The sequence below is a fragment of the Paenibacillus peoriae KCTC 3763 genome (assembly GCF_000236805.1).
Taxonomy (GTDB): Bacteria; Bacillota; Bacilli; order Paenibacillales; family Paenibacillaceae; genus Paenibacillus; species Paenibacillus peoriae.
In genome coordinates, this window is the sequence record NZ_AGFX01000046.1 from 43,147 (window position 1) to 64,604 (window position 21,458).

General features: G+C 47.9%; 20 protein-coding genes. All 20 read left to right on the plus strand.

The annotated features are described in order from the left end of the window. The first annotated feature begins 39 nt into the window (after nucleotides 1-39). The 20 genes from ftsH (at nucleotide 40) to KQI_RS0124725 (ending at nucleotide 21,453) form a co-directional block, all read left to right on the plus strand. Nucleotides 40-2,079 carry an ATP-dependent zinc metalloprotease FtsH gene (gene ftsH, locus KQI_RS0124630; protein ID WP_010349556.1) on the plus strand — a complete coding sequence of 680 codons (2,040 nt, stop codon included), beginning with the start codon at nucleotides 40-42 and terminating at the stop codon, nucleotides 2,077-2,079. 281 nt (nucleotides 2,080-2,360) lie between these two features. After that, nucleotides 2,361-3,974 (plus strand): L-aspartate oxidase, encoded by a 1,614-nt coding sequence (gene nadB, locus KQI_RS0124635; RefSeq protein WP_029390332.1) that lies wholly within the window; start codon nucleotides 2,361-2,363, stop codon nucleotides 3,972-3,974. Continuing rightward, a complete protein-coding gene (nadC, locus tag KQI_RS0124640; protein ID WP_010349558.1) occupies nucleotides 3,964-4,854 on the plus strand; it encodes a carboxylating nicotinate-nucleotide diphosphorylase in 891 nt (296 codons plus the stop codon). The genes nadB and nadC overlap by 11 nt, the downstream gene beginning before the upstream one ends. Nucleotides 4,855-4,860: 6 nt before the next feature. Next, a complete protein-coding gene (locus KQI_RS0124645) occupies nucleotides 4,861-5,628 on the plus strand; it encodes a type III pantothenate kinase (RefSeq protein WP_007428042.1) in 768 nt (255 codons plus the stop codon). Between the two features lie 218 nt (nucleotides 5,629-5,846). Beyond that, nucleotides 5,847-6,731, plus strand: a complete 885-nt coding sequence (gene hslO / locus KQI_RS0124650) for an Hsp33 family molecular chaperone HslO (RefSeq protein ID WP_010349559.1) — start codon at nucleotides 5,847-5,849, stop codon at nucleotides 6,729-6,731. Between the two features lie 20 nt (nucleotides 6,732-6,751). Next, on the plus strand, nucleotides 6,752-7,696 hold the full coding sequence (locus KQI_RS0124655; protein ID WP_010349560.1) for a peptidylprolyl isomerase: 945 nt from the start codon (nucleotides 6,752-6,754) through the stop codon (nucleotides 7,694-7,696). A 237-nt stretch (nucleotides 7,697-7,933) separates the two neighbouring features. Continuing rightward, entirely contained in the window at nucleotides 7,934-8,872 is a 939-nt protein-coding gene (cysK, locus tag KQI_RS0124660; protein ID WP_010349561.1) for a cysteine synthase A, read from the plus strand. Nucleotides 8,873-9,000: 128 nt separating this feature from the next. Continuing rightward, the gene (locus tag KQI_RS0124665; RefSeq protein WP_010349562.1) at nucleotides 9,001-10,620 is read left to right on the plus strand and encodes an anthranilate synthase component I family protein; all 1,620 of its coding nucleotides are present in this window, start codon (nucleotides 9,001-9,003) and stop codon (nucleotides 10,618-10,620) included. A 5-nt stretch (nucleotides 10,621-10,625) separates the two neighbouring features. Then, a complete protein-coding gene (pabA, locus tag KQI_RS0124670; protein ID WP_007428048.1) occupies nucleotides 10,626-11,201 on the plus strand; it encodes an aminodeoxychorismate/anthranilate synthase component II in 576 nt (191 codons plus the stop codon). Between the two features lie 3 nt (nucleotides 11,202-11,204). Continuing rightward, nucleotides 11,205-12,101: an aminotransferase class IV gene (locus KQI_RS0124675; RefSeq protein ID WP_010349563.1), complete on the plus strand. Its 897-nt coding sequence runs from the start codon at nucleotides 11,205-11,207 to the stop codon at nucleotides 12,099-12,101. After that, the gene (gene folP / locus KQI_RS0124680; protein WP_010349564.1) at nucleotides 12,098-12,964 is read left to right on the plus strand and encodes a dihydropteroate synthase; all 867 of its coding nucleotides are present in this window, start codon (nucleotides 12,098-12,100) and stop codon (nucleotides 12,962-12,964) included. Before KQI_RS0124675 ends, folP begins: the two co-directional genes overlap by 4 nt. A gap of 416 nt (nucleotides 12,965-13,380) precedes the next feature. Then, the gene (gene folB, locus KQI_RS0124685; protein ID WP_010349565.1) at nucleotides 13,381-13,743 is read left to right on the plus strand and encodes a dihydroneopterin aldolase; all 363 of its coding nucleotides are present in this window, start codon (nucleotides 13,381-13,383) and stop codon (nucleotides 13,741-13,743) included. A gap of 8 nt (nucleotides 13,744-13,751) precedes the next feature. Further along, the gene (gene folK, locus KQI_RS0124690; protein WP_010349566.1) at nucleotides 13,752-14,309 is read left to right on the plus strand and encodes a 2-amino-4-hydroxy-6-hydroxymethyldihydropteridine diphosphokinase; all 558 of its coding nucleotides are present in this window, start codon (nucleotides 13,752-13,754) and stop codon (nucleotides 14,307-14,309) included. Further along, nucleotides 14,252-14,452, plus strand: coding sequence for a helix-turn-helix domain-containing protein (locus tag KQI_RS27310; RefSeq protein ID WP_029390333.1), 201 nt, complete (start codon nucleotides 14,252-14,254; stop codon nucleotides 14,450-14,452). The genes folK and KQI_RS27310 overlap by 58 nt, the downstream gene beginning before the upstream one ends. A gap of 46 nt (nucleotides 14,453-14,498) precedes the next feature. Further along, nucleotides 14,499-15,527 carry a tRNA dihydrouridine synthase DusB gene (gene dusB, locus KQI_RS0124700; protein ID WP_010349569.1) on the plus strand — a complete coding sequence of 343 codons (1,029 nt, stop codon included), beginning with the start codon at nucleotides 14,499-14,501 and terminating at the stop codon, nucleotides 15,525-15,527. Nucleotides 15,528-15,741: 214 nt separating this feature from the next. Then, nucleotides 15,742-16,218, plus strand: a complete 477-nt coding sequence (gene greA, locus KQI_RS0124705) for a transcription elongation factor GreA (protein ID WP_010349570.1) — start codon at nucleotides 15,742-15,744, stop codon at nucleotides 16,216-16,218. 109 nt (nucleotides 16,219-16,327) lie between these two features. Then, nucleotides 16,328-17,848 carry a lysine--tRNA ligase gene (lysS, locus tag KQI_RS0124710; RefSeq protein ID WP_010349571.1) on the plus strand — a complete coding sequence of 507 codons (1,521 nt, stop codon included), beginning with the start codon at nucleotides 16,328-16,330 and terminating at the stop codon, nucleotides 17,846-17,848. 95 nt (nucleotides 17,849-17,943) lie between these two features. After that, the gene (locus tag KQI_RS0124715) at nucleotides 17,944-19,281 is read left to right on the plus strand and encodes a TrkH family potassium uptake protein (RefSeq protein WP_010349572.1); all 1,338 of its coding nucleotides are present in this window, start codon (nucleotides 17,944-17,946) and stop codon (nucleotides 19,279-19,281) included. A 286-nt stretch (nucleotides 19,282-19,567) separates the two neighbouring features. Further along, nucleotides 19,568-20,095 carry a hypothetical protein gene (locus KQI_RS0124720; RefSeq protein ID WP_010349574.1) on the plus strand — a complete coding sequence of 176 codons (528 nt, stop codon included), beginning with the start codon at nucleotides 19,568-19,570 and terminating at the stop codon, nucleotides 20,093-20,095. Between the two features lie 587 nt (nucleotides 20,096-20,682). Further along, on the plus strand, nucleotides 20,683-21,453 hold the full coding sequence (locus KQI_RS0124725) for an enoyl-ACP reductase FabI (protein WP_010349575.1): 771 nt from the start codon (nucleotides 20,683-20,685) through the stop codon (nucleotides 21,451-21,453). Nucleotides 21,454-21,458 lie beyond the last annotated feature (5 nt).

Below are 21,458 nucleotides of genomic sequence, written 5' to 3' on the forward strand. Positions count from 1 at the left end.
ATGGTAAAATAACTTAAGTGTCTCGAGAGGAGGTAGGGGATGAATCGGTTCATCCGGAATTCTGGTTTTTATTTGATTCTTTTTTTAGTTGTGGTGGGTATCGTTCAGTTTGTTAGCAACAGTAACGAAGCCTCCGATCTCCCTAGATATGACCAATTACGGCAAGAGGTTAAAGCGAATAACATCTCTAAAGTAACGGTCCAATTTGACGGTTACGCCTATCTTGTAACCGGTGCATATAAGAAGCAGCCGGCTGATGCCAAATCCATTAATTTTTCCGTATATGTTCCGCCAACGGATCAAGCACTGAGTGAACTGGTCAATGCCAGCGAAACGAATAGGTTTGAATACGTACAGAAGAAGATGGAAGGCGAAAGCATCTGGTTGACGTTTTTGACTTCTATTATTCCTTTGGTGATCATGTTCCTGCTGTTCTTCTTCCTGTTTAATCAGGCACAGGGCGGCGGCGGCAAAGTTATGAACTTTGGCAAGAGCAAGGCCCGTCTGTACAACGAAGAGAAGAAGAAGGTTACCTTCGAGGACGTGGCAGGGGCTGACGAAGAGAAGCAGGAGCTTGTCGAAGTCGTTGAATTCCTGAAGGACCCGCGTAAGTTCGCTGCTGTGGGCGCTCGTATTCCAAAGGGTGTCCTATTAGTGGGCCCTCCGGGAACGGGTAAAACACTCTTGGCCAGAGCCGTTGCAGGCGAAGCAGGAGTACCTTTTTTCAGTATTTCGGGTTCTGATTTTGTAGAGATGTTTGTCGGTGTCGGTGCTTCCCGTGTTCGCGATTTGTTTGAAAATGCGAAGAAGAACGCACCATGTATCATTTTCATCGATGAGATTGATGCTGTTGGACGTCAACGTGGCGCCGGATTGGGTGGCGGACACGATGAACGTGAGCAAACGCTCAACCAATTGCTCGTAGAGATGGATGGATTCGGCGCGAACGAAGGTATCATTATCGTAGCGGCTACCAACCGTCCGGATATTCTGGACCCGGCATTGCTTCGTCCGGGACGTTTTGACCGTCAAATTACGGTTGACCGTCCAGACGTTAAAGGCCGCGAAGCTGTATTACATGTACACGCACGCAACAAGCCGTTGACGAAGGATGTTAAATTGGATGTAATCGCGAAACGCACAACAGGTTTTACAGGTGCTGATCTGGAAAATCTGCTGAACGAAGCTGCTTTGCTGGCAGCCCGTCGTAACCGCAGAGATATTTCGATGCGCGAAGTAGATGAAGCTATCGACCGTGTAATCGTAGGTACTGAAAAACGCAGCCGCGTAATCAGTGACCGCGAGAAACGAATTGTTGCTTACCATGAAGCAGGCCATACGATTATCGGCTTCTTCCTGGAAAACGCCGACATGGTTCACAAGGTAACGATCATTCCACGTGGACGTGCAGGCGGGTATGTCATCATGCTTCCGAAGGAAGATCGCATGCTGACGACCAAGCAGGAATTGCTGGACAAAATTACTGGTTTGCTGGGTGGACGTGTATCCGAGGAACTGTTTATCGGTGAAATCGGTACGGGAGCCTACAGTGACTTCCAGCAAGCAACAAGCATCGCACGTAGCATGATTGTGGAATACGGTATGAGTGAGAAGCTCGGCCCAATGCAGTTCGGTACTTCACAAGGTCAGGTTTTCCTTGGACGGGATATTGGTCATGAGCAGAACTACAGTGATCAGATCGCTTATCAGATTGACCAGGAGATGAATCGCTTCATCACTGAATCTTATGAGCGTGCCAAAGAGCTCCTGACCAAGCATTCCAAAGAGGTTCATCTGATCGCTCAAACCCTGCTGCAAGAAGAAACCCTGGAACTTGAACAAATTAAACGTTTGATCGAGACAGGTTCTTTGGACGGCAGCACAAATGAGGGTGAAGGAACACCGGAAAACGGTGAACCTGTGATCGATAACATTGGAGACGTTCGTGTACGTATTCAAGGCAAGGATGACGAGCCTAAGAATACGACGGATCAACCGAATGATATCCCTAACCTGCAGAAGCCGGAGGATGATAACAATTCGGGCAACTCCGGTGGTACTCCACCGACAACAACCTGATCTTCAGGTTGGATAGTTGAATAAGTGTATATATAAGCTCCGGGGAACCAGTAACTTTTGGTTTTCCGGAGCTTTTTAAAATGTGGCAGAAGATTGCTGACGTGATTTGACAGACAGAGGAACGTTGTGTACATTTATTGTTAAATAAACGGCTGTCGTGTTCTTAGCATATACATGCCAGCAGCCGCTGCAATTGACTTTCTATCCTTTAGAACTTATACCGTGAGCGCATACTGTACAATCTATGGTGTGCGCTATTCTCTGTGAAATCAGGTGAAGGCATGATTCCAAGATATCTAGTTGATTTTGATGTAGCGGAATTGACTAAATTGGAAGCCGACGTGTTAATTATCGGCTCGGGCATTGCAGGTTTATATACGGCGATTAAGGCCGCGGAGAATCGGAACGTGTTGCTGATCACTAAGAAGGCTTTGATGGAGAGCAACACACGTTATGCGCAAGGCGGCATCGCCGCTGTCACATCGGACGAGGATACACCTGCTTCTCATATGCAGGATACCTTGATTGCTGGTGCAGGTTTGTGTGAACCGGAGGCAGTCAGGGCGCTTGTTCATGAAGGTCCGAATGGTATACAGGAGTTAATACGTTTGGGGACGGCCTTTGACCGGGAGAATGGCGAACTTGCACTGACACAGGAAGGTGCACATAGTCATCGGCGTATCCTGCATGCGAACGGAGATGCTACCGGTTATGAAGTGGTTCGTGCGCTATCAGAGCAGGTTGCTGCTCATCCCGCTATCGAAGTGTGGGAAGATTGTATGGTCATCGACCTGTTGACTGAACATGGCGAATGTATTGGGGCTCTCGTTCAAAGGCCTGATGGCGAAAGATTGTACGTAACTGCCAACGCAACGATTTTATGCTCAGGCGGAAGCGGGCAATTATTCCGCTATACCACCAACCCGGATATCGCAACCGGTGATGGTATCGCTATGGCGTATCGTGCGGGAGCGGCTGTGCGGGATATGGAGTTCGTACAGTTTCATCCAACGGCGTTGTGTTATCCGGGTGCTCCGAGGTTTCTAATTTCTGAAGCCGTACGGGGGGAAGGGGCCGTGCTACGCAATATTCATGGAGAGCGGTTCATGGAGCAGTATGATTCCCGGCAAGAGCTTGCACCCAGAGATATCGTAGCCCGTGCTATCGTACATGAAATGGAACGTACCCAGGCTACATTTGTATACCTGGATATTACACATGAGCCGCCTGAGCGGGTGAAGCAGCGTTTTCCTACGATTTATCGGACATGTCTGTCCTTCGGTTTGGATATGACCACAGACTGGATTCCGATTGCACCTGCCGCGCATTATATGATGGGTGGCGTTCAGACCAACTTGTATGGGGAAAGCTCCATTGCTCGTTTGTTCGCCTGCGGAGAGGTTTCTTCCACAGGTGTTCACGGAGCTAATCGTCTGGCGAGTAATTCGCTATCTGAAGCTATCGTATTCGGCAGCAGGATTATTGAGCGGCTGCATTCATTGCCGCCGCTGGCTGGTCATACGTTATTAGCTTACAGCGATAACCGTGCAGAGCTCCTGGCTCCATCTGTTGTGGAGGAGCGGCACAAGCTGCAAGAAACAATGGTTCGTTATGCTGGAGTTCGTCGGCATGGGGAAGGGCTGCAAGCAGCGTTAGATGAGCTGTACGGCCAAATGTCTATATTTAAGGCTGTGATCACTAGCCGGGAAGAGATCGAATTTGCCAATTTGCTCACCTGTGCTTTGTTGGTTACAGACGGTGCGTTGCTACGCGAGGAGAGCCGGGGAGCGCATTATCGCGAGGATTTTCCTAAGACAAATGATAGCGTATGGCACAAGCATGTTCAGCAGCGACGTGAGCAAGGCATAACGGAGGAGTGTGTTCATGACAACTAACAGCGAGCATTATGGAGAGTTTAGTGGATATCAGGAAGAACTGTTGGCACAGATTCGCAGCTGGCTGCGGGAGGATACCGGTTCTGGCGATGTAACCACGCGCTGGACGATTGAGCAGGGTCACCAGTCGAAGGCTGTGATTCATGCCAAGGAGCCTGGCATTGTTGCGGGTTTACCTGTGGCTGCGCTTGTATTTCAGGTAGTCGATCCTTCCTTGTCATTCACTCCACTGGTGACTGATGGGCAGGCGATCGAAAAAGGAAGCATTCTGGCTGAAGTGAACGGAAGTACCCATGCGATTTTGATCGGAGAGCGACTGGCACTCAATTTGCTTCAACGGATGTCCGGTATTGCAACGCGGACTCAATCCTTTGCAGATCAATTGCAAGGGCTCTCCACCCGTTTGGTGGACACGCGTAAAACAACACCGGGACATCGACTGCTGGAGAAATACGCTGTTCGTGTGGGTGGCGGCTCCAATCATCGCTTTGGTCTCTACGATGCTGTTATGATTAAGGATAATCATATTAAGGGTGCGGGCGGGGTTGCACAGGCCGTAAGTCGAGCGCGTGCTCATATACCGCACACCATGACTATTGAAGTAGAGACGGAGAACATGAGGCAGGTTCAGGAAGCTCTGGATGCCGGGGCGGATATTATTATGCTGGATAACATGTCTGTTCAAGATATGAAGGAAGCAGTTTGTTTCATTCGTGAACGGGCTCCACATGTCAAAACAGAAGCCTCAGGCAATGTATCGCTGGATACCGTACGTGCGATGGCTGAGAGCGGCGTAGATGTGATTTCTGTAGGCAGGCTGACATACTCCTTTCATAACCTGGATATCAGCCTTGACCTTAACGCAAAGAAAGTTAGGTGACACCCTTTGATTCTTGTAGTGGATGTAGGTAATACCAATATTGTTCTGGGGATGTACGAGGGGACCGAACTGCTGCATCATTATCGGATCAGTACCTCCAGACAGGCAACCGCAGATGAATACGGCGTACTTATACATAATCTTTTTGGTATGGGTGGCGTATTAAAGGATGATATTCAAGGGGTTATTATTTCCTCTGTTGTTCCGCCGTTGGTTCGTGTATTGGAGGACATGTGCGATAAATACATAGGCAGAACGCCGTTAATCGTCGGACCGGGCATCAAAACCGGTCTTAACCTGCGTTATGAAAATCCACGTGAAGTAGGGGCAGACCGGATCGTGAATGCAGTTGCTGCGGTCGAGCGGTTCGGCGGGCCGCTGGTTGTGGTGGATTTTGGAACAGCAACGACGTTTGACTGTATTGATGATAAGGGAAACTACTTGGGCGGAGTGATTGTGCCTGGCATCGGAATTTCGACGGAGGCATTGTATCAACGAGCTTCCAAGCTGCCCCGTATCGAGCTGGAGAAACCCAAAAAAGTTATTGGTCGTAATACCGTTCATGCCATGCAGGCCGGGATTATTTTCGGCTATGCGGGGCAAGTGGATGGCATTGTGAGACGCATTAAGGAAGAAATGCAGGCGGAGCCTACGGTTATTGCTACCGGAGGTCTTGCTGAGCTCATCGCATCCGAGACACAGAGCATTCAGAAGGTGCTGCCGATGTTGACGCTCGAAGGCTTGCGCATCATTTACCAACGTAACGCTGAATAAAAAAGTGGATATAAGCTGCCGCTGAGGCCAGCCGATGATTTTATCGGTTTGGATTAGCGGCGTTTTTCGTCTATACTGAAATATGTTACGTTTTTGAACGATTCGCGTGATCTGTCAATGCAGGTTGTTTATATAGCAGGAAATCATGCTTTAATTTAGCGCAAACACGAACAAAAATAAGCAGCATAGCTGCCTTGGAGCATAGGGAGGATATCAATATGGAAAAGAAACAGGATCGGCTTATTCGCGGAACAGCCATGGATGGAAGGGTTAGAGCTTTTGCTGTTCGCACAACACAGTTGGTAGAGGAATTGCGGAGAAGACATGATACCTATCCTACCGCTACCGCTGCTTTGGGACGTACACTCACAGCGGGTGCCATTATGGGTTCTATGCTAAAAGGCAACGAGCGACTGACCATCCAGGTTAAAGGTGACGGACCGATTGGGCAAATCGTCGTGGATGCCAATGCTGCAGGTGAGGTACGCGGCTATGTTGCCGAACCGCATGTACATTTGCCAAGCAACAGCATGGGTAAGCTGGATGTAGCAGGTGCCGTAGGTACAGAAGGCTTTATTCATATTATTAAGGATCTGGGGTTAAAAGAACCTTATCGCGGTAGTACTCCGATTATTTCGGGTGAACTGGGTGAGGACTTTACCTATTATTTTGCCAAGTCGGAGCAAACACCGTCCGCAGTGGGTTTAGGCGTATTGGTGGATACCGATAACTCCGTTATTGTGGCAGGCGGATTCATTATTCAGTTGCTACCTGGCCTGAATGATGACGAGATCACGGCCATTGAAAATGCGGTTGGCTCACTTCCACCAGTTACAGCTCTGCTGGATCAAGGTCTGGAGCTTGATGAAATGCTGCGCTGGATGCTGCCGGACGTTCGGGTTCTCGACGAGACGGATATTCATTTTCAATGTGAATGCTCACGGGAGCGTGTGGAAAAAACATTGATCAGCTTGGGAGAAAGCGAGTTGACACAATTAATTGAGGAAGAGGGACAGGCCGAAGTTGTGTGCCACTTCTGTAATGAGGCTTATCAGTTTAATAAGGATGATTTGCAAAATCTGTTGAATCAGGCCAAAGCCTAACCGGATAGGCGGTGCGAGCGATGACTACACGGGAGAAAGGATTATGGGCAGCCGTCATTATCCTGACCGTTAGCGTCACCGCCATGGGTGGTCTGATCATGCTTCGGGGGCTGGCAAAGCCGGGTGATATAAACAAGGATGACGGCGATCATACTGTGGCGGAGATCGGTCAGGAAGGCATATCGGAGGAACAATGGGTTGCAGAGCTGAAGAAGCGATACGGAGCCAATACGCTGTTGCAAATGTTGAATCGTAAAGCCGTGCAAGCTGAAACCAAGCGTCTCGGCATTAAAGTCACCCAAGATGATCTACAGCAGGTGCTGGAGCAGGACAGTAGAGGGTATGCTTCGGCTCAAGCCTATTTTGAGGAAATGCAGCAGCAGCTTGGTCTAGGTCCGGTTGATTTGCGGAATGAAGCGGAATATCAGATTGGTTTGGAGAAAATAGCTACACAGGGAATTCAAATTAAGGAAGCGGAAATTGACGAGTATTGGAAGCAGCATCCCGAGGAGTTTGCTGCTGGTAAGCAGATCAAACTGGCAGCCCTTTATGTACCTAAGGTCGAGGAAGCAGAGGCGTTGCTTGAACGGGTCAAACAAGGAGCAAGGTTTGATGCGCTGGTTCAAGAATTTTCAGGTCAGCCTTTTGGGAAGAATACCAGTGGACAGCTAGGATGGGTGGATGAGTATGATCCTTTTCAACCGGAAGCGATTATGAAGGCGGCGAGGGAACTAAGCTCTGGGGATGTTGCTGGTCCCATCTCTGTTAACGAGGGTTATGCCGTCATCTATGTACAGGATATTCGCCTGAAGGCTTCTCCGGAAAAACAACAGATTCGGCAGCAAATCCGTCGATCTCTTGCACTTGCCCAAGCGGCTCCTTTGGAAGAAGTCGAGAAAAGTTTGCGTGATAAGTATGGAGCGCGTATATTATCCGAGAAGAATATGCCTTCCGCTTCTCTATGAGCATGGCAAAAAGCTTTGGGATTGAGGAAGCACGGTGCTGAAGACGAGGGACGGCAGCATCGTGTTTTTAGCGCTTGTATTGACATTGGAATTGAAGATTGTTATGATTAGCGTATAAAACCAACTATTTTTATCGGAAATCAAATAAGTGGCTTAAGCAAGAATGATCTACCAGGAATGATTTACAATGTGATTTCGTAATTTTTAATATACATCACAGTCAGGGAGGAACTTATTATGGCTAAAGTCGTTAATAACATTACCGAACTTATTGGGGGAACTCCCCTGGTTCGCCTGAATCGGATCGTACCGGAAGATAGTGCTGAAATTTATTTGAAGCTGGAATATCAGAACCCTGGCTCCAGTGTAAAGGACCGTATCGCAATTAGCATGGTTGAGGAAGCTGAACGTGAAGGGCTGCTTAAACCAGGCGGTACAATTATTGAAGCGACTAGCGGTAATACAGGAATCGGTTTGGCTATGGTTGCTGCTGCGAAGGGCTACAAGGCGGTAATCGTTATGCCAGAAACGATGAGTATAGAACGCCGTAACCTGCTGCGTGCTTACGGAGCCGATCTGGTGTTGACACCTGGATCGGAAGGTATGAACGGTTCCGTCAAGAAAATGGAAGAGCTGCTGAGTGAAAATCCGGATTATTTTGCTGCAGAGCAATTCAAAAATAAAGCTAACGTCAAAATTCACCGTGAAACGACGGGTCCTGAGATTGTGGAAGCAATTCGCTCCATCGGCGGAACGCTGGATGCTTTTGTAGCAGGCATAGGTACGGGCGGAACCATCTCTGGTGCCGGAGAAGTGCTTAAGGAAGAATTCCCGGAAATTAAAATTGTCGCTGTAGAGCCGGCTTCTTCTCCACTGTTAGCTGGCGGCAAGCCAGGGCCTCACAAAATTCAGGGACTGGGCGCCAACTTTATTCCTGAAATTTTGAACCGTGACATCTACGATGAAATTATTCATGTAGAAAACGATGAAGCTTTCGAGGTAGCGCGTAAAGTAGCCAAGGAAGAAGGCATTTTGTCGGGTATTTCCTCCGGTGCAGCTGTTCACGCGGCTTTGAAGCTGGCTAAACAATTGGGCAAGGGCAAACGAATTGTGGTCATTATTCCAAGTAATGGTGAACGTTACCTGAGTACACCACTATACAATTTTGAGCTGTAATTACGCTGCAATTGTGTATACTATATGTAAGGAATCCCTCATTTCCCTGTTGCCAGGGGGGTGGGGGTTTGTTTTTAAGGAGAGAATACAGAATTTTCACAAAGGAATGGAAGGGGAAGCGCACACGGATGAAATCGACAGCTAGAGTGACGGCCGCGCAGTGGCAGATTTGGCAGGAAGAAGGCTGGAGTATACTTCCTTATATTGCTGAGTATCAGTTGCCCGTGGGCGGTTTGCCGTTATCATGGCGCAAGGCATGGGAGGATTCATCGCCATATGCCTTTTTGCTGGAGAGTGGTAAGGGCGGGAGATATACCTATCTGGGCCTAAATCCGGTTGCCATATTGGAAGGCAAGGGAGAACATGCAGTTTGGACGGATCTGCAAAATGGGGAGCTTGGTGATATATATGGTCAACCTCTGACTGTTATGAACGACTGGATAGCCCCCTACCGCGCGCCTCATATACCTGGCCTGCCTTTTTTCACTGGAGGGGTTGCGGGTTATCTGGGCTACGATGTGGCTCGCTCGCTGGAGCGCTTGCCTATTCAGGCTGCGGATGATACAGACATCCCTGATTATGTGTGGATGAGAGTGAATGAGCTATGGATTTATGATCATGAAAAATCGTGCGTATATTGTGCTGTTCACTTGCCCACTCCTGTCCATGCTGAAGCTGATAGCAAGAGTGATTTTGCTGGTCATATTGCGCTGGCTGAGCCAAATAACATACTTTGCGAGTATTATGCGGAAGCTGTTCGCCGAGCAGAACGGATGTTGACTCAGTGGGAGAAAATCATGGATGCCGGAGAGGCTGATCCAGCGTACTCTCGTCGTTGTACAAGGCTTGCCGAAGCGGAGCTGTCAGCTGTTCATCATGAATCTGAAGGTTGGGAAGCCGCATTCAACCAAACCGATTTTGAACATGCCGTGAAACGTGTACAGGAATATATCGCACAGGGTGACGTATTTCAGGTTAACCTGTCGATTCGCCAGCAACGTACGCTTGCATCCCGCCCTGAAGATATATATGAATGGCTGCGTTTGTTGAATCCTTCTCCTTATATGGGGATGCTGCGTATGCCGGATTTACAGATCGTCAGTGGCTCACCGGAGCTGCTGGTGAAGCTGGAGAATGGACGTGTCAGCGCACGACCTATTGCAGGTACGAGAAGAAGGGGGCTGACACCGGATGAGGATGCCGCTATGGCTGCCGAATTGTTGTCGAGTGAAAAAGAACGTGCGGAGCACATTATGCTCGTCGATTTGGAACGTAACGATATCGGACGGATTGCCGAATATGGCTCGGTACATGTACCTGAGCTACTGACTGTCGAATATTATTCGCATGTGATGCACCTGGTTTCTCAGGTTGAGGGAAAATTAGCTCCCGGTCGTACGGCTATAGACGTGATTGCCGCTACCTTCCCAGGCGGGACCATTACCGGAGCACCCAAGGTGCGCACGATGGAAATCATTGAAGAATTGGAACCTGTCCGGCGAGGTCCTTATACCGGGTCGCTTGGATGGATTGACTATAACGGCAATATGGAATTAAATATTATAATAAGAACACTGGCTGTCAAAGGCAGCACTGCCTATTTACAGACAGGTGCGGGTATCGTTATTGATTCAGACCCGTACAGGGAATATCGGGAATGTCGGAACAAGGCCAGAGCTGTCATGAAGGCGGTACAATGTGGTGAAGAAGAAGCTGCTTTGAGCAGGAGCGGTATCCTAGGAGGGTGAGTCGTATGATTTTGGTGATTGATAATTATGATTCGTTTACGTACAATCTTGTTCAATATTTGGGTGAACTTGGCGAAGAAGTAACCGTAAAGCGGAATGATGAGATTGATGTGAAAGGTATAGAAGAGCTGGCACCAGAGCATATTTTGATCTCGCCGGGTCCATGCACGCCGAACGAGGCGGGAATATCATTGGATGTGATTCGTCATTTTAAAGGTCGTATCCCGATTTTCGGCGTATGCCTCGGCCACCAGGCCATCGGACAGGCTTTTGGCGGTAAGGTTATCCGGGCTGAACGGCTCATGCACGGTAAAACATCACCGATTCTCCATCACAATAATTCGGTATTCGAAGGCTTGCCATCCCCGTTCACCGCGACCCGGTATCATTCGCTGCTGGTGGAGCGCGAGAGCCTGCCTGAATGTCTGGAGATTACCGCTGAAACCGCAGAAGGTGAAATTATGGGTTTGCGGCATAAAGAATTCGCCGTAGAAGGAGTCCAATTCCATCCCGAATCCATTATTACCGACTACGGGCATCAATTGTTGCGCAATTTCCTAAAACGTAAGGTAGGCGTCTGATTTATGAAATATATCGGAGTCAACGGCGTCCTCACGGAAGCCGCAAAGGCCGTGATTCACGTAAGTGATCACGGCTTTTTATACGGCATGGGCTTGTTTGAAACGTTTCGAACTTATAAGGGTGTTCCATTTTTACTGGATCGGCACCTGCATAGACTGGCGGAAGGTTGCCGAATGCTGGGTATTCCTTTTCAACCGGATGAGGAGCAACTTACTAGCCAAATTCAAAGTCTGATGGCGGAAAATGGGCTGGACGAAGCCTATATCCGCTATACCGTATCAGCGGGTGAAGAGGTGCTAGGCTTGCCAGCGGGTGATTACACGCGGCCCAACCATATTTTGTTCGCCAAGCCGCTTCCCTCTGCAAATATGCGAGCCGGGGAATCGAATTCCCTATCGGCGCTTCAACTGCTGCGAACCCCGAGAAACACGCCAGAGGGTGAGATTCGTTTAAAATCACTCCATTATATGAACAATATTCTTGCAAAACGTGAGCTTCAGCAGTACGCCGCTGCCGTTCAGTATAAGGCCGAAGGCATGATGCTTACGGCCAATGGTTTTCTGGCAGAGGGAATGGTCAGCAACCTGTTTTTTGTGCGACATGGCACGTTGTACACGCCGGACCTGTCTACAGGTATTCTGCCAGGCATTACACGTGAGTTCATTTTGGAGATGGCGCAAATGCGAGGCATTCCCTGTGAGCAGGGTTTGTACCGTTGGGACGAGTTGCAGCAGGCTGATGAAATTTTTATGACCAACTCCATACAGGAAATTCGGCCTGTTCATCTGCTGCTGGAGCCGGATGGATCGATGCATCACGTATCGGATTCCTTGGCTCAGACCGGGTCCATAACAGCCTTGCTGTTGCACGACTATAGACAGAAAGCAGGGATCGAGTGAACATACCAACTTTTTATCAACGCAGCTATCGAATGGGGGATGCTGAGCTTACACTCGGACAAGCCACACAGATCATGGGTATACTGAATGTGACTCCGGATTCATTTTCCGATGGGGGAATGCATGATAGTCTGGAGCTGGCTGTTTTACATGCTTTGAAGCTGGTGGAGGATGGGGCCGACGTGATTGACATTGGCGGAGAATCTACACGCCCGGGCCATGAACCGGTAGGAGTGGAAGAGGAGCTGGCTCGGGTCATTCCGGTCATCCAGGCGATCCATCGTATCGCACCGCACATTCCGTTATCGGTGGATACTTACAAAGCCGAGGTCGCCCAGCAGGCACTTGAAGCAGGGGCCCATATCATTAATGATGTGTGGGGGTTTAAGGCAGACCCCGACATGGCGCGTGTTGCTGCAGAGTTCGATTGTCCAGTCATTTTGATGCATAATCGTCATGATCGCAACTATACCGATTTGGTACCCGATATGCTGGCTGATTTAAAAGAAAGCATCAGCTTTGCACTGGATGCAGGTGTACGCGAGGAACAGATCATCTTAGACCCGGGCATCGGTTTTGCCAAGGATTACGATGAAAACATTCATGCCATGACTTCTCTTGATACATTGAGTCAGCTAGGCTTTCCGCTGTTATTGGCTACGTCGCGCAAAAGATTTATCCGTACAGCACTCGATTTGCCTGTGGATGATGTGGTGGAGGGTACAGCGGCTACGGTTGCCTTTGGCATTGCCCAAGGGTGCCAGATTGTGCGTATACACGATGTGGCGCAAATCAAGCGCACGGTACGTATGTGTGATGCGATGGTGTACGGGTCTAAAAATGCACTGAGTTATGGTGGGTAAAGCCCGCTTCATGAATGATTTGATCCTACGATCGCTGTTGCAACGGGATTCTTTGAATTGGTAAAACATATGACTGTAAGAATCCCGTTGCAAAGGCGAGCGCTACGCTTCTCCGGATTCAAATCCTTCATTCCGCTACAACGCACCATAAAGTCACTGTATTTTTAGAGAGGAATTTATGTAAGATAAACGAAAAAAAATAGTAGAACGAGAACGAAGTGGACGGAATGGTGCTGTACAAGCGAAGCGGTCGCCTTTGTGCCCGGATTTCAACCATTTTAGCCTAATACAAGGAAATCTGGGCACAACAGCGATGGGAAGTACCATCCGACCGCGTAGTGGCGCCGTGTGTACACCTTTAGTTGAGTTGAGCTTATTTAGAAAGAGTCAAATATAAACAGAGGGGGCTATCCACGATGGATAAAATGGTTTTGCATCGTATGGAGTATTACGGATATCACGGCGTGTTTCCCGAGGAACGCAAGCTGGGACAGATTTTCTACATTGATTTGGAATTGGAGCTTGATCTGCGTGAGGCGGGCGAGCAGGACGCATTGGACAAAACGGTAAATTACGCTGAGGTGCATTACACCGTTAAAGATATTGTAGAAAAGGAATCTTACCAATTGATTGAAGCTTTAGGCGAACGTATTGCATCTTCTCTACTGGACACTTATACTAGTGTAAATGCACTGACTGTTAAAGTCACAAAGCCGCATCCGCCGTTTGATATTCATTTTGAGGGCGTGACGGTTGAGCTTTATCGCGCAAGAAAGTAGGAACGTACATGAACGCACATTCGACCTCTGAGGCATCAGAGGCTTATATTGCTTTAGGGGCTAATTTGGGGGAGCGTGAGCATACCCTGTATGAAGCCATCACGGCGCTGGACGAACATCCCGGTATACGGGTGTTGCGTTGCTCCAGCCTGTACGAGACAGAACCTGTCGGGTATCTGGATCAGCCTTCTTTTTTGAATATGACGACAGTCGTATCTACAACACTTGCTCCCGGGGAGCTTCTGGCTTTTATGCTGGAGGTGGAAAGTCGTCTGGGTAGAGTAAGGCATATTCCTAACGGTCCGCGTACGATTGATCTGGACTTGTTATGGATGGAAGCCGCGCAGCTGGTTACACCGGATTTGGAGCTTCCCCATCCCCGCATGTTGGAGCGTGCTTTTGTGCTTGTGCCATTGGCTGACATCGTTCCGAACCAAGATCCATCCGGTCTGTACAGTATCGTGCATACTGCATTGAATTCATTGGATGGAAAGGATGGCATACAATTTTGGAAAACATGCAGCTGGCGCAACGACTCCGAGCCTTCCGAAAGCTTAAAGGAATGACGCAGCAGGAATTGGCTAAGCGAACCGGCATATCCTTGGCCGTATTGGGTGCTGTGGAGCGAGGTAATCGCACAGTAGAGCCTGACATGTTGAGCATTATTGCCCAAGCGCTAGAAATTGAAGTCCGGGAACTGACGGAATGACGATAAGTGTACGATATATATAGAAGGCATAAAGGAGTGAACAGATATGTTGAAAATCGGCGGTATCGAAATGAAAAACCAAGTCGTACTGGCTCCGATGGCGGGCGTGTGCAACCCTGCCTTTCGCCTGATTGCCAAGGAATTCGGTACAGGTCTGGTATGTGCGGAAATGGTTAGTGATAAGGCGATTATTCACGGGAATAAACGTACGCGCGAGATGCTGTTTGTGGATGAGCGTGAGAAGCCGCTTAGCCTGCAAATTTTCGGGGGAGATCGTGAGTCCTTGGTGGAGGCGGCGAAGGTCGTAGATCAGGAGACGAACGCGGATATTATTGACATTAATATGGGCTGCCCCGTTCCCAAGGTGACCAAATGTGATGCAGGTGCTCGTTGGCTACTCGATCCAAATAAGATTTATGAAATGGTGTCTGCTGTAGTGGAATCCGTAAGCAAGCCGGTGACGGTGAAAATGCGCATCGGTTGGGATAGCGAGCATATTTATGCCGTAGACAACGCCCGCGCCGTAGAACGGGCTGGAGGTCAGGCCGTCAGCGTGCATGGCCGCACGCGGGAGCAGTTGTATACAGGGCATGCGAACTGGGACATTATAAAAGAGGTTAAAGAAGCAGTTTCAATCCCTGTAATTGGGAATGGTGATGTGGCATCACCGGAAGATGCCCGCCGCATGCTGGATCTGACCAATTGTGATGGTGTTATGATTGGACGCGGCGCTCTGGGTAACCCGTGGATGCTGTACCGTACGATTGAATATTTGCAAACAGGTAAGCTTTTGCCTGATCCATCACCGGAAGAAAAAATCCGTATTGCTATTCTGCACATGGATCGTCTGGTGGCACTGAAAGGTGAAGCAGTGGCCGTCCGCGAAATGCGCAAGCATCTGGCGTGGTACCTTAAAGGACTAAAAGGCTCTGCGCGCATTAAGGATGTCATTATGGAAGAAACCAAACGTGATGATATGGTGCGTATTTTGGATCAATTTGTATCTCAATTGCACATGGTAGAAAACGATGAACCTTCTGCAAGCGTTGCTTCTCCTGCTGCTGTTGCGCAATAATGAAGTCGTTTCTCCCTTTGTGCACGATTGACTTTTCCAATTGCTTGCCCTATAATCGTTCAGTATAAAATCTTGATGTATGCTACTAATCGTGTGCAGCTTTTAAGACAACAGCAGGAAATGTTCTCATTCCCTCAGAGTGGCATATGATGTTTTGAAAGCGTGCATTCCGATGCACTTTTAAACTTTTCCCATGACAGGAGAATCGGTTAAGATGAGCGATAAAGAAGTCATTTTGACACAGGAAGGCCTTAGAAAGCTCGAAGATGAGCTTGAGAACTTAAAGTCCGTCAAACGCCGCGAAGTGGCGGAACGGATTAAGGTAGCCATCGGATACGGGGATATCAGTGAGAACTCCGAGTATGAGGATGCAAAGAACGAGCAGGCTTTTATTGAAGGCCGTATTATTACACTGGAAAAAATGCTACGCAATGCCCGCATTATCAATAGCGATGAAATTGACACCGAAGTTGTGGGAGTAGGCGCAACTGTAACCGTTGAAGATTTGGAATTTGGAGATATAACAGAATATGCGATCGTCGGTTCCGCTGAATCCGATCCGCTTCAGAACAAAATTTCCAATGAAAGTCCGGTTGGCAAGGCAATTCTTGGCAAGAAAAAAGGAACTGTTGTGGATGTAACCGTTCCAGCAGGTGTTATTCAATATAAAATTGTGGATATCAAGAAATAAGAAACGGACCTTGGAATTAAATTCAAAAGCTTCCACAAGGAAGCTTTTTTTCCTACACCCGGGCGGTCCCCGGCCCGTTTACTCATAATGAAGGAGCTGATTTAGCACCATGTCGGATGAAACTACGAATCAGGAATCACAGGAAAATCGCGAGGAATTAAGTGAATTGTTGCAAATTCGCCGCGCCAAATTGGACGAGCTTCGCTCATTGGGCATTGATCCCTTTGGACGTAAATACATACGCACGGCTGAAGCGGGCGTACTGCTAAGCAAGTATGACAGTCTGACCAAGGAAGAGCTGGAAGAAAAGAATCTTGAAGTTAGCATTGCAGGCCGTATCATGGCTAAACGGGTGATGGGTAAAGCCAGCTTTGCTCATATACAGGATCTTAGCGGACGTATTCAAATTTATGTTCGTCAAGACAGCGTACCGGAAGAACAGTATAAAGCATTCAGTATTTTGGATCTGGGCGATATTGTCGGTATTAAGGGTGTACTGTTTAAAACCAAAACGGGAGAAACTACGATCAAGGCGCTGGATATTGTGGTCTTGTCCAAGTCCCTGTATCCATTACCGGAAAAATATCATGGTCTGAAGGATGTTGAGCTGCGCTACCGTCAGCGTTATGTTGATCTGGTTATGAACCCGGAAGTCCAAAAAACATTTATTACGCGTTCCCGCATTATTCAATCCATGCGCCGTTATTTGGACTCGCTCGGTTATTTGGAAGTTGAGACTCCCACGTTACACTCCATTGCCGGCGGGGCGGCGGCGAAGCCGTTTATTACGCACCATAATGCATTGGACATGCAGCTTTATATGCGTATTGCCATTGAGCTTCATCTCAAACGACTGATTGTCGGCGGCATGGAGAAAGTATACGAGATCGGACGCGTATATCGTAATGAAGGTGTTTCCACACGCCACAACCCTGAGTTTACAATGATTGAGCTGTATGAAGCGTATGCCGACTACAAGGATATCATGCAATTAACGGAAAACATGGTCGCTCATATTGCGCAGGAAGTGCTTGGCACACAACGCATTCAGTATCAAGGTCATGAAGTGGATTTGACACCGCAATGGCGCAGAGTGTCGATGGTGGATGCTGTTAAAGAAGTAACAGGCGTGGATTTTGGAGCACACCTGAGTAATGAAGAAGCTCATCGCCTTGCGAAGGAGCATAACGTAAAGGTAGAGCCGCATATGACCTTTGGCCATATCCTGAACGCTTTCTTTGAAGAATTCGTAGAAGAGACGCTCATTCAGCCGACCTTTATTACAGGTCATCCGGTTGAAATCTCGCCGCTGGCGAAGAGAAATGAGCAAGATCCGCGCTTTACGGATCGTTTTGAGCTGTTCGTGGTAGCTCGTGAGCATGCAAATGCATTCACCGAGCTGAATGACCCGATTGACCAACGCCAGCGTTTTGAAGCACAATTGCTGGAACGTGAGCATGGCAATGACGAGGCTCATGAAATGGATGACGATTTTATCCGTGCATTGGAATATGGTATGCCGCCAACAGGCGGGCTGGGTATCGGCATCGACCGTTTGGTTATGTTGCTGACAGATGCGCCGTCCATTCGCGATGTGCTGCTTTTCCCGCATATGCGTAACGTACAGTAGAATAACATAACATTATGAATATAGAGGATCAGCCGGGCTTCTTTCCCGTGTCTTGTTCCTCTTTTTCATAAGAATGGATGGAGAGAGTATTTCTAATGAAACGCAGCGTCAAGCTTGCCCGGTTTGCATCGCCTCCTTTTATATTGGTCATCGGATATTTGCTGATTATTGCATTAGGCACTTTGCTGCTGATGCTTCCTATTTCCAATCATAGTGGACATGTTCCCCATTGGATTGATTCGCTGTTTATGTCTGTTTCGGCTGCTTGTGTTACCGGATTGGTCGTGGTGGACGTCAATTCAACCTATACGATGTTTGGAGAAACCGTCATTATGATGCTGATGCAGCTGGGCGGGCTGGGTTTTATGACCTTGGCGACCTTGTTTGCATTGTTGCTGGGGCGACGATTGTCGTTGAAGGATCGGCTGCTGCTGAAGGAAGCGATTAATGCCGACAGCATGGAGGGAATTGTGCGCATTATTCGCAAGGTGCTGATCTTCTCTTTTACCATTGAGGCGATAGCTGCCGTAGTCATGGCTTTGCGGTGGATGAGGGAGATGCCTGTCGGACAAGCGATATACTATGGAATATTCCACTCGGTATCTCTTTTTAATAATGGAGGATTTGACCTGTTTGGGAGAAGTTTCCAACAGTATGCCGGAGATTTTGTATTTAATATAATTGCATCTGTGCTTGTCATTTCAGGGGGATTGGGTTTTATTGTACTGAGTGATCTGTTTGATTTTCGCCGCACCCGGAGACTGAGCCTTCATTCCAAAATGGTGTTAAGTGTGTCGGGTGCGCTTATAGTGATCGGAGCGTTGGTTATATTCATTTTTGAGTTTACTAATGCACGTACCCTGGGTTCATTGAATTGGGAGGGGAAATTGTACGCTTCTGTCTTTCAATCTGTATCTACACGATCCTCAGGAACAAGCACAGTAGATATCAGCGGCTTGAGACAGGCCAGTCAGTTCTTTATCATGCTGCTGATGATTATCGGAGCTTCACCGGGCTCTACCGGGGGCGGAATCAAAACAACCACATTCCTGCTGATGATTGGTGCATTGTTGGCCGTCATGCGAGGTCAGAAGGAAATTGTGTTCTTCCGCCATAGGGTTCCCAACGATATCATGATGCGGGCGCTGACCATTATTATTCTGGCACTTTTTATATACTCGATTGTTGTTATGCTGCTCTTAATGACAGAGGATGCACCTTTTCTCTCCCTCGCATTTGAGGCAGCTTCCGCCATCGGAACGGTAGGATTGTCCGTAGGAGTAACGCCGGGACTGTCTGACGCAGGCAAGCTGATCATTTGTGTGACCATGTTTATTGGCCGAATTGGTCCTCTTACGATTGCTTATGCGCTTCGTCCACGTTCGACCAAGACGCTGTACCGTCGCCCCGAAGGGCATATCGTAATTGGATAGCTTAATAGTAAGAAAAGATGCATCCGTGCTGATTAACACGGGTGCATCTTTTTTTTCATTAACATCATCTAATGTGCAGCATATCATGAAAAGTACCCTGCTTGAGATTAAGAGGCAACAACGGCCTGAAAAGCTAGCTTTTTGAAGAAAAATGGCTATTTGTTTCCTTTTATGTAATTTTAGACAGAATACTAGGAATTTTATGTATGATATTGTATGATAATGGGCGGGGAAGGGGGGGAGCTGAGGTAATTACTAAACTCTAAGCTGAAAGGAATCATTCATTATGTATTTGTTTATTATTTTTGCTGAAGTTTTGTTCTGGGTTTTTGTTGTTTTAGGGTTGATCGCAAGATATATGTTTGGCAAGAAGAAATTAGGCGGCCTTCTTTTGCTGTGTACTCCAGTCATTGATATCCTGCTACTGATTGCGGTGTTCATCACGGTGAGCAGTGGGATGGAGATTACGACCGCTACTGGCTTGGCGGCCTGCTATCTAGGTATCACGGTAGCATTTGGTCAAAGGCTGATTAAATGGGCGGATGTGCGGTTCTCTTATTGGTTCGGCAAGGGGCCGAAGCCCAAACCCAAATATGGTGCCGCGCATGCCAAAGAGGAACGGACGGTTTGGCTGCTTCACCTCTTGGGCTGGGCTATTGGCAACGCTTTATTGCTCGCCATCATTGTGTATGTAGGTGATCCACAGCGTACGGCCTCCTTGGATGGACTTATGAGAACATGGGCAGTCGTTCTGGTAATCGACTTTATTGTCTCCTTTAGCTATACTTTGGCTCCTAGGAAAAATAAGAGATAGCCTAAAGAGAGATTAGGTTTCATTCTTGGATGAAACAAGGGACAATCACTCAGGATGTTCGAATCGGGAGGAACGTTGAGGGTGAAAAATGAAGTCGTCACTTCCGTTAGTTGATAAACCTGCTGCTATTGCAGAGATATTTATAGAATATGTAGATTATATATTGGACCCGCTTTGACAGTCACCTCATGTACGCTTCCATTTTTTTACTCCCATCGATTCCTTCCGATTTGAACACAGACAAAATAGAATCAGCACGGTTATGACTACGGTCATCTTTGCGCGAATTACATAGGGTCCAAGCGCATGTTTTTGCTAGTTGGCAGGACAAGCTATCGGATAAAACGCGCTTGAATCCCCGAAGGAAAGGGGCTCGTGATTACAGTCGAACTCATTCGAAAAATAGCGTTTTTCCAATCTTCATGAAGTTTCAATGAATCCTTGTATTTGACAAAAATGGTGATTGTTCAACTTTGGCAACTAACATGATAATATTGCCAGAAAACATTACATATGTCTATGAATGTAGACATAAAAAATAAGTATCTTATTTGTCGAAAAATGTAAAAAAAAGAAAGGTGGTTTATGTGGCTGTACTGCTGAGCGGTAAGAACATTTTGATTATGGGCGTGGCTAATAACAGGAGTATTGCCTGGGGGACTGCCCAATCTTTAGCGGCTGAAGGGGCAAATCTCATTTTTACCTACGAAAATGAGAGAGTTGCAGATCGGGTGCTAAAGCTCGTTGAAACGATTCCGGGGTCCATGGTCTGTCCCTGCAATGTACAGAGCGACGAAGAGCTTGATGCACTGGCGGATTTTCTAAAGGAGAAGGTTGGCGTCCTGCATGGTTATTTTCATAGTGTTGCCTATGCTAAGGCTGAGGACTTGGATGGCCTGTTCGTCGACACCTCTCGTGAGGGATTCTCCATTTCCCAGGATATCAGCGCCTACTCTCTGGCTGCGGTTTCCAGGCGGATTTACCCGCTGATGACGGAGGGTGGGAGTATTGTCACCATGACGTATATTGGCGCAGAACGAGCGATCCAAAATTACAATGTTATGGGTGTGGCAAAGGCTTCACTGGAAGCCAGCATGCGCTATTTGTCGAACGATTTGGGGACTTACGGCATTCGTGTAAATGCGATTTCGGCTGGCCCCATACGAACCTTGGCCGCCTATGGTATTAAGGATTTTAGCACGATGCTCAAGCATATTGAAGAGATTACGCCTTTGCGCAAGACGGTCGATACGTCTGAAGTCGGGGATACCGCGTTGTTCTTATTTTCCCATTTATCAAGAGGTATTACGGGTGAAGTTATTCATGTGGATGCCGGTTACCATATTACGGGGATGTAAGGAGG

Excerpts from the sequence above, each read along its gene's own strand:
- lysS (WP_010349571.1), top strand. The coding sequence starts at position 16,328 with ATGTCGGATGAAACTACGAATCAGGAATCACAGGAAAATCGCGAGGAA.
- hslO (WP_010349559.1), top strand. The coding sequence starts at position 5,847 with ATGGAAAAGAAACAGGATCGGCTTATTCGCGGAACAGCCATGGATGGA.
- dusB (WP_010349569.1), top strand. The coding sequence starts at position 14,499 with ATGTTGAAAATCGGCGGTATCGAAATGAAAAACCAAGTCGTACTGGCT.
- KQI_RS0124715 (WP_010349572.1), top strand. The coding sequence starts at position 17,944 with ATGAAACGCAGCGTCAAGCTTGCCCGGTTTGCATCGCCTCCTTTTATA.
- folB (WP_010349565.1), top strand. The coding sequence starts at position 13,381 with ATGGATAAAATGGTTTTGCATCGTATGGAGTATTACGGATATCACGGC.
- KQI_RS0124655 (WP_010349560.1), top strand. The coding sequence starts at position 6,752 with ATGACTACACGGGAGAAAGGATTATGGGCAGCCGTCATTATCCTGACC.
- KQI_RS0124720 (WP_010349574.1), top strand. The coding sequence starts at position 19,568 with ATGTATTTGTTTATTATTTTTGCTGAAGTTTTGTTCTGGGTTTTTGTT.
- nadC (WP_010349558.1), top strand. The coding sequence starts at position 3,964 with ATGACAACTAACAGCGAGCATTATGGAGAGTTTAGTGGATATCAGGAA.
- ftsH (WP_010349556.1), top strand. The coding sequence starts at position 40 with ATGAATCGGTTCATCCGGAATTCTGGTTTTTATTTGATTCTTTTTTTA.
- KQI_RS0124665 (WP_010349562.1), top strand. The coding sequence starts at position 9,001 with ATGAAATCGACAGCTAGAGTGACGGCCGCGCAGTGGCAGATTTGGCAG.
- pabA (WP_007428048.1), top strand. The coding sequence starts at position 10,626 with ATGATTTTGGTGATTGATAATTATGATTCGTTTACGTACAATCTTGTT.
- KQI_RS0124675 (WP_010349563.1), top strand. The coding sequence starts at position 11,205 with ATGAAATATATCGGAGTCAACGGCGTCCTCACGGAAGCCGCAAAGGCC.
- cysK (WP_010349561.1), top strand. The coding sequence starts at position 7,934 with ATGGCTAAAGTCGTTAATAACATTACCGAACTTATTGGGGGAACTCCC.
- folK (WP_010349566.1), top strand. The coding sequence starts at position 13,752 with ATGAACGCACATTCGACCTCTGAGGCATCAGAGGCTTATATTGCTTTA.
- greA (WP_010349570.1), top strand. The coding sequence starts at position 15,742 with ATGAGCGATAAAGAAGTCATTTTGACACAGGAAGGCCTTAGAAAGCTC.
- nadB (WP_029390332.1), top strand. The coding sequence starts at position 2,361 with ATGATTCCAAGATATCTAGTTGATTTTGATGTAGCGGAATTGACTAAA.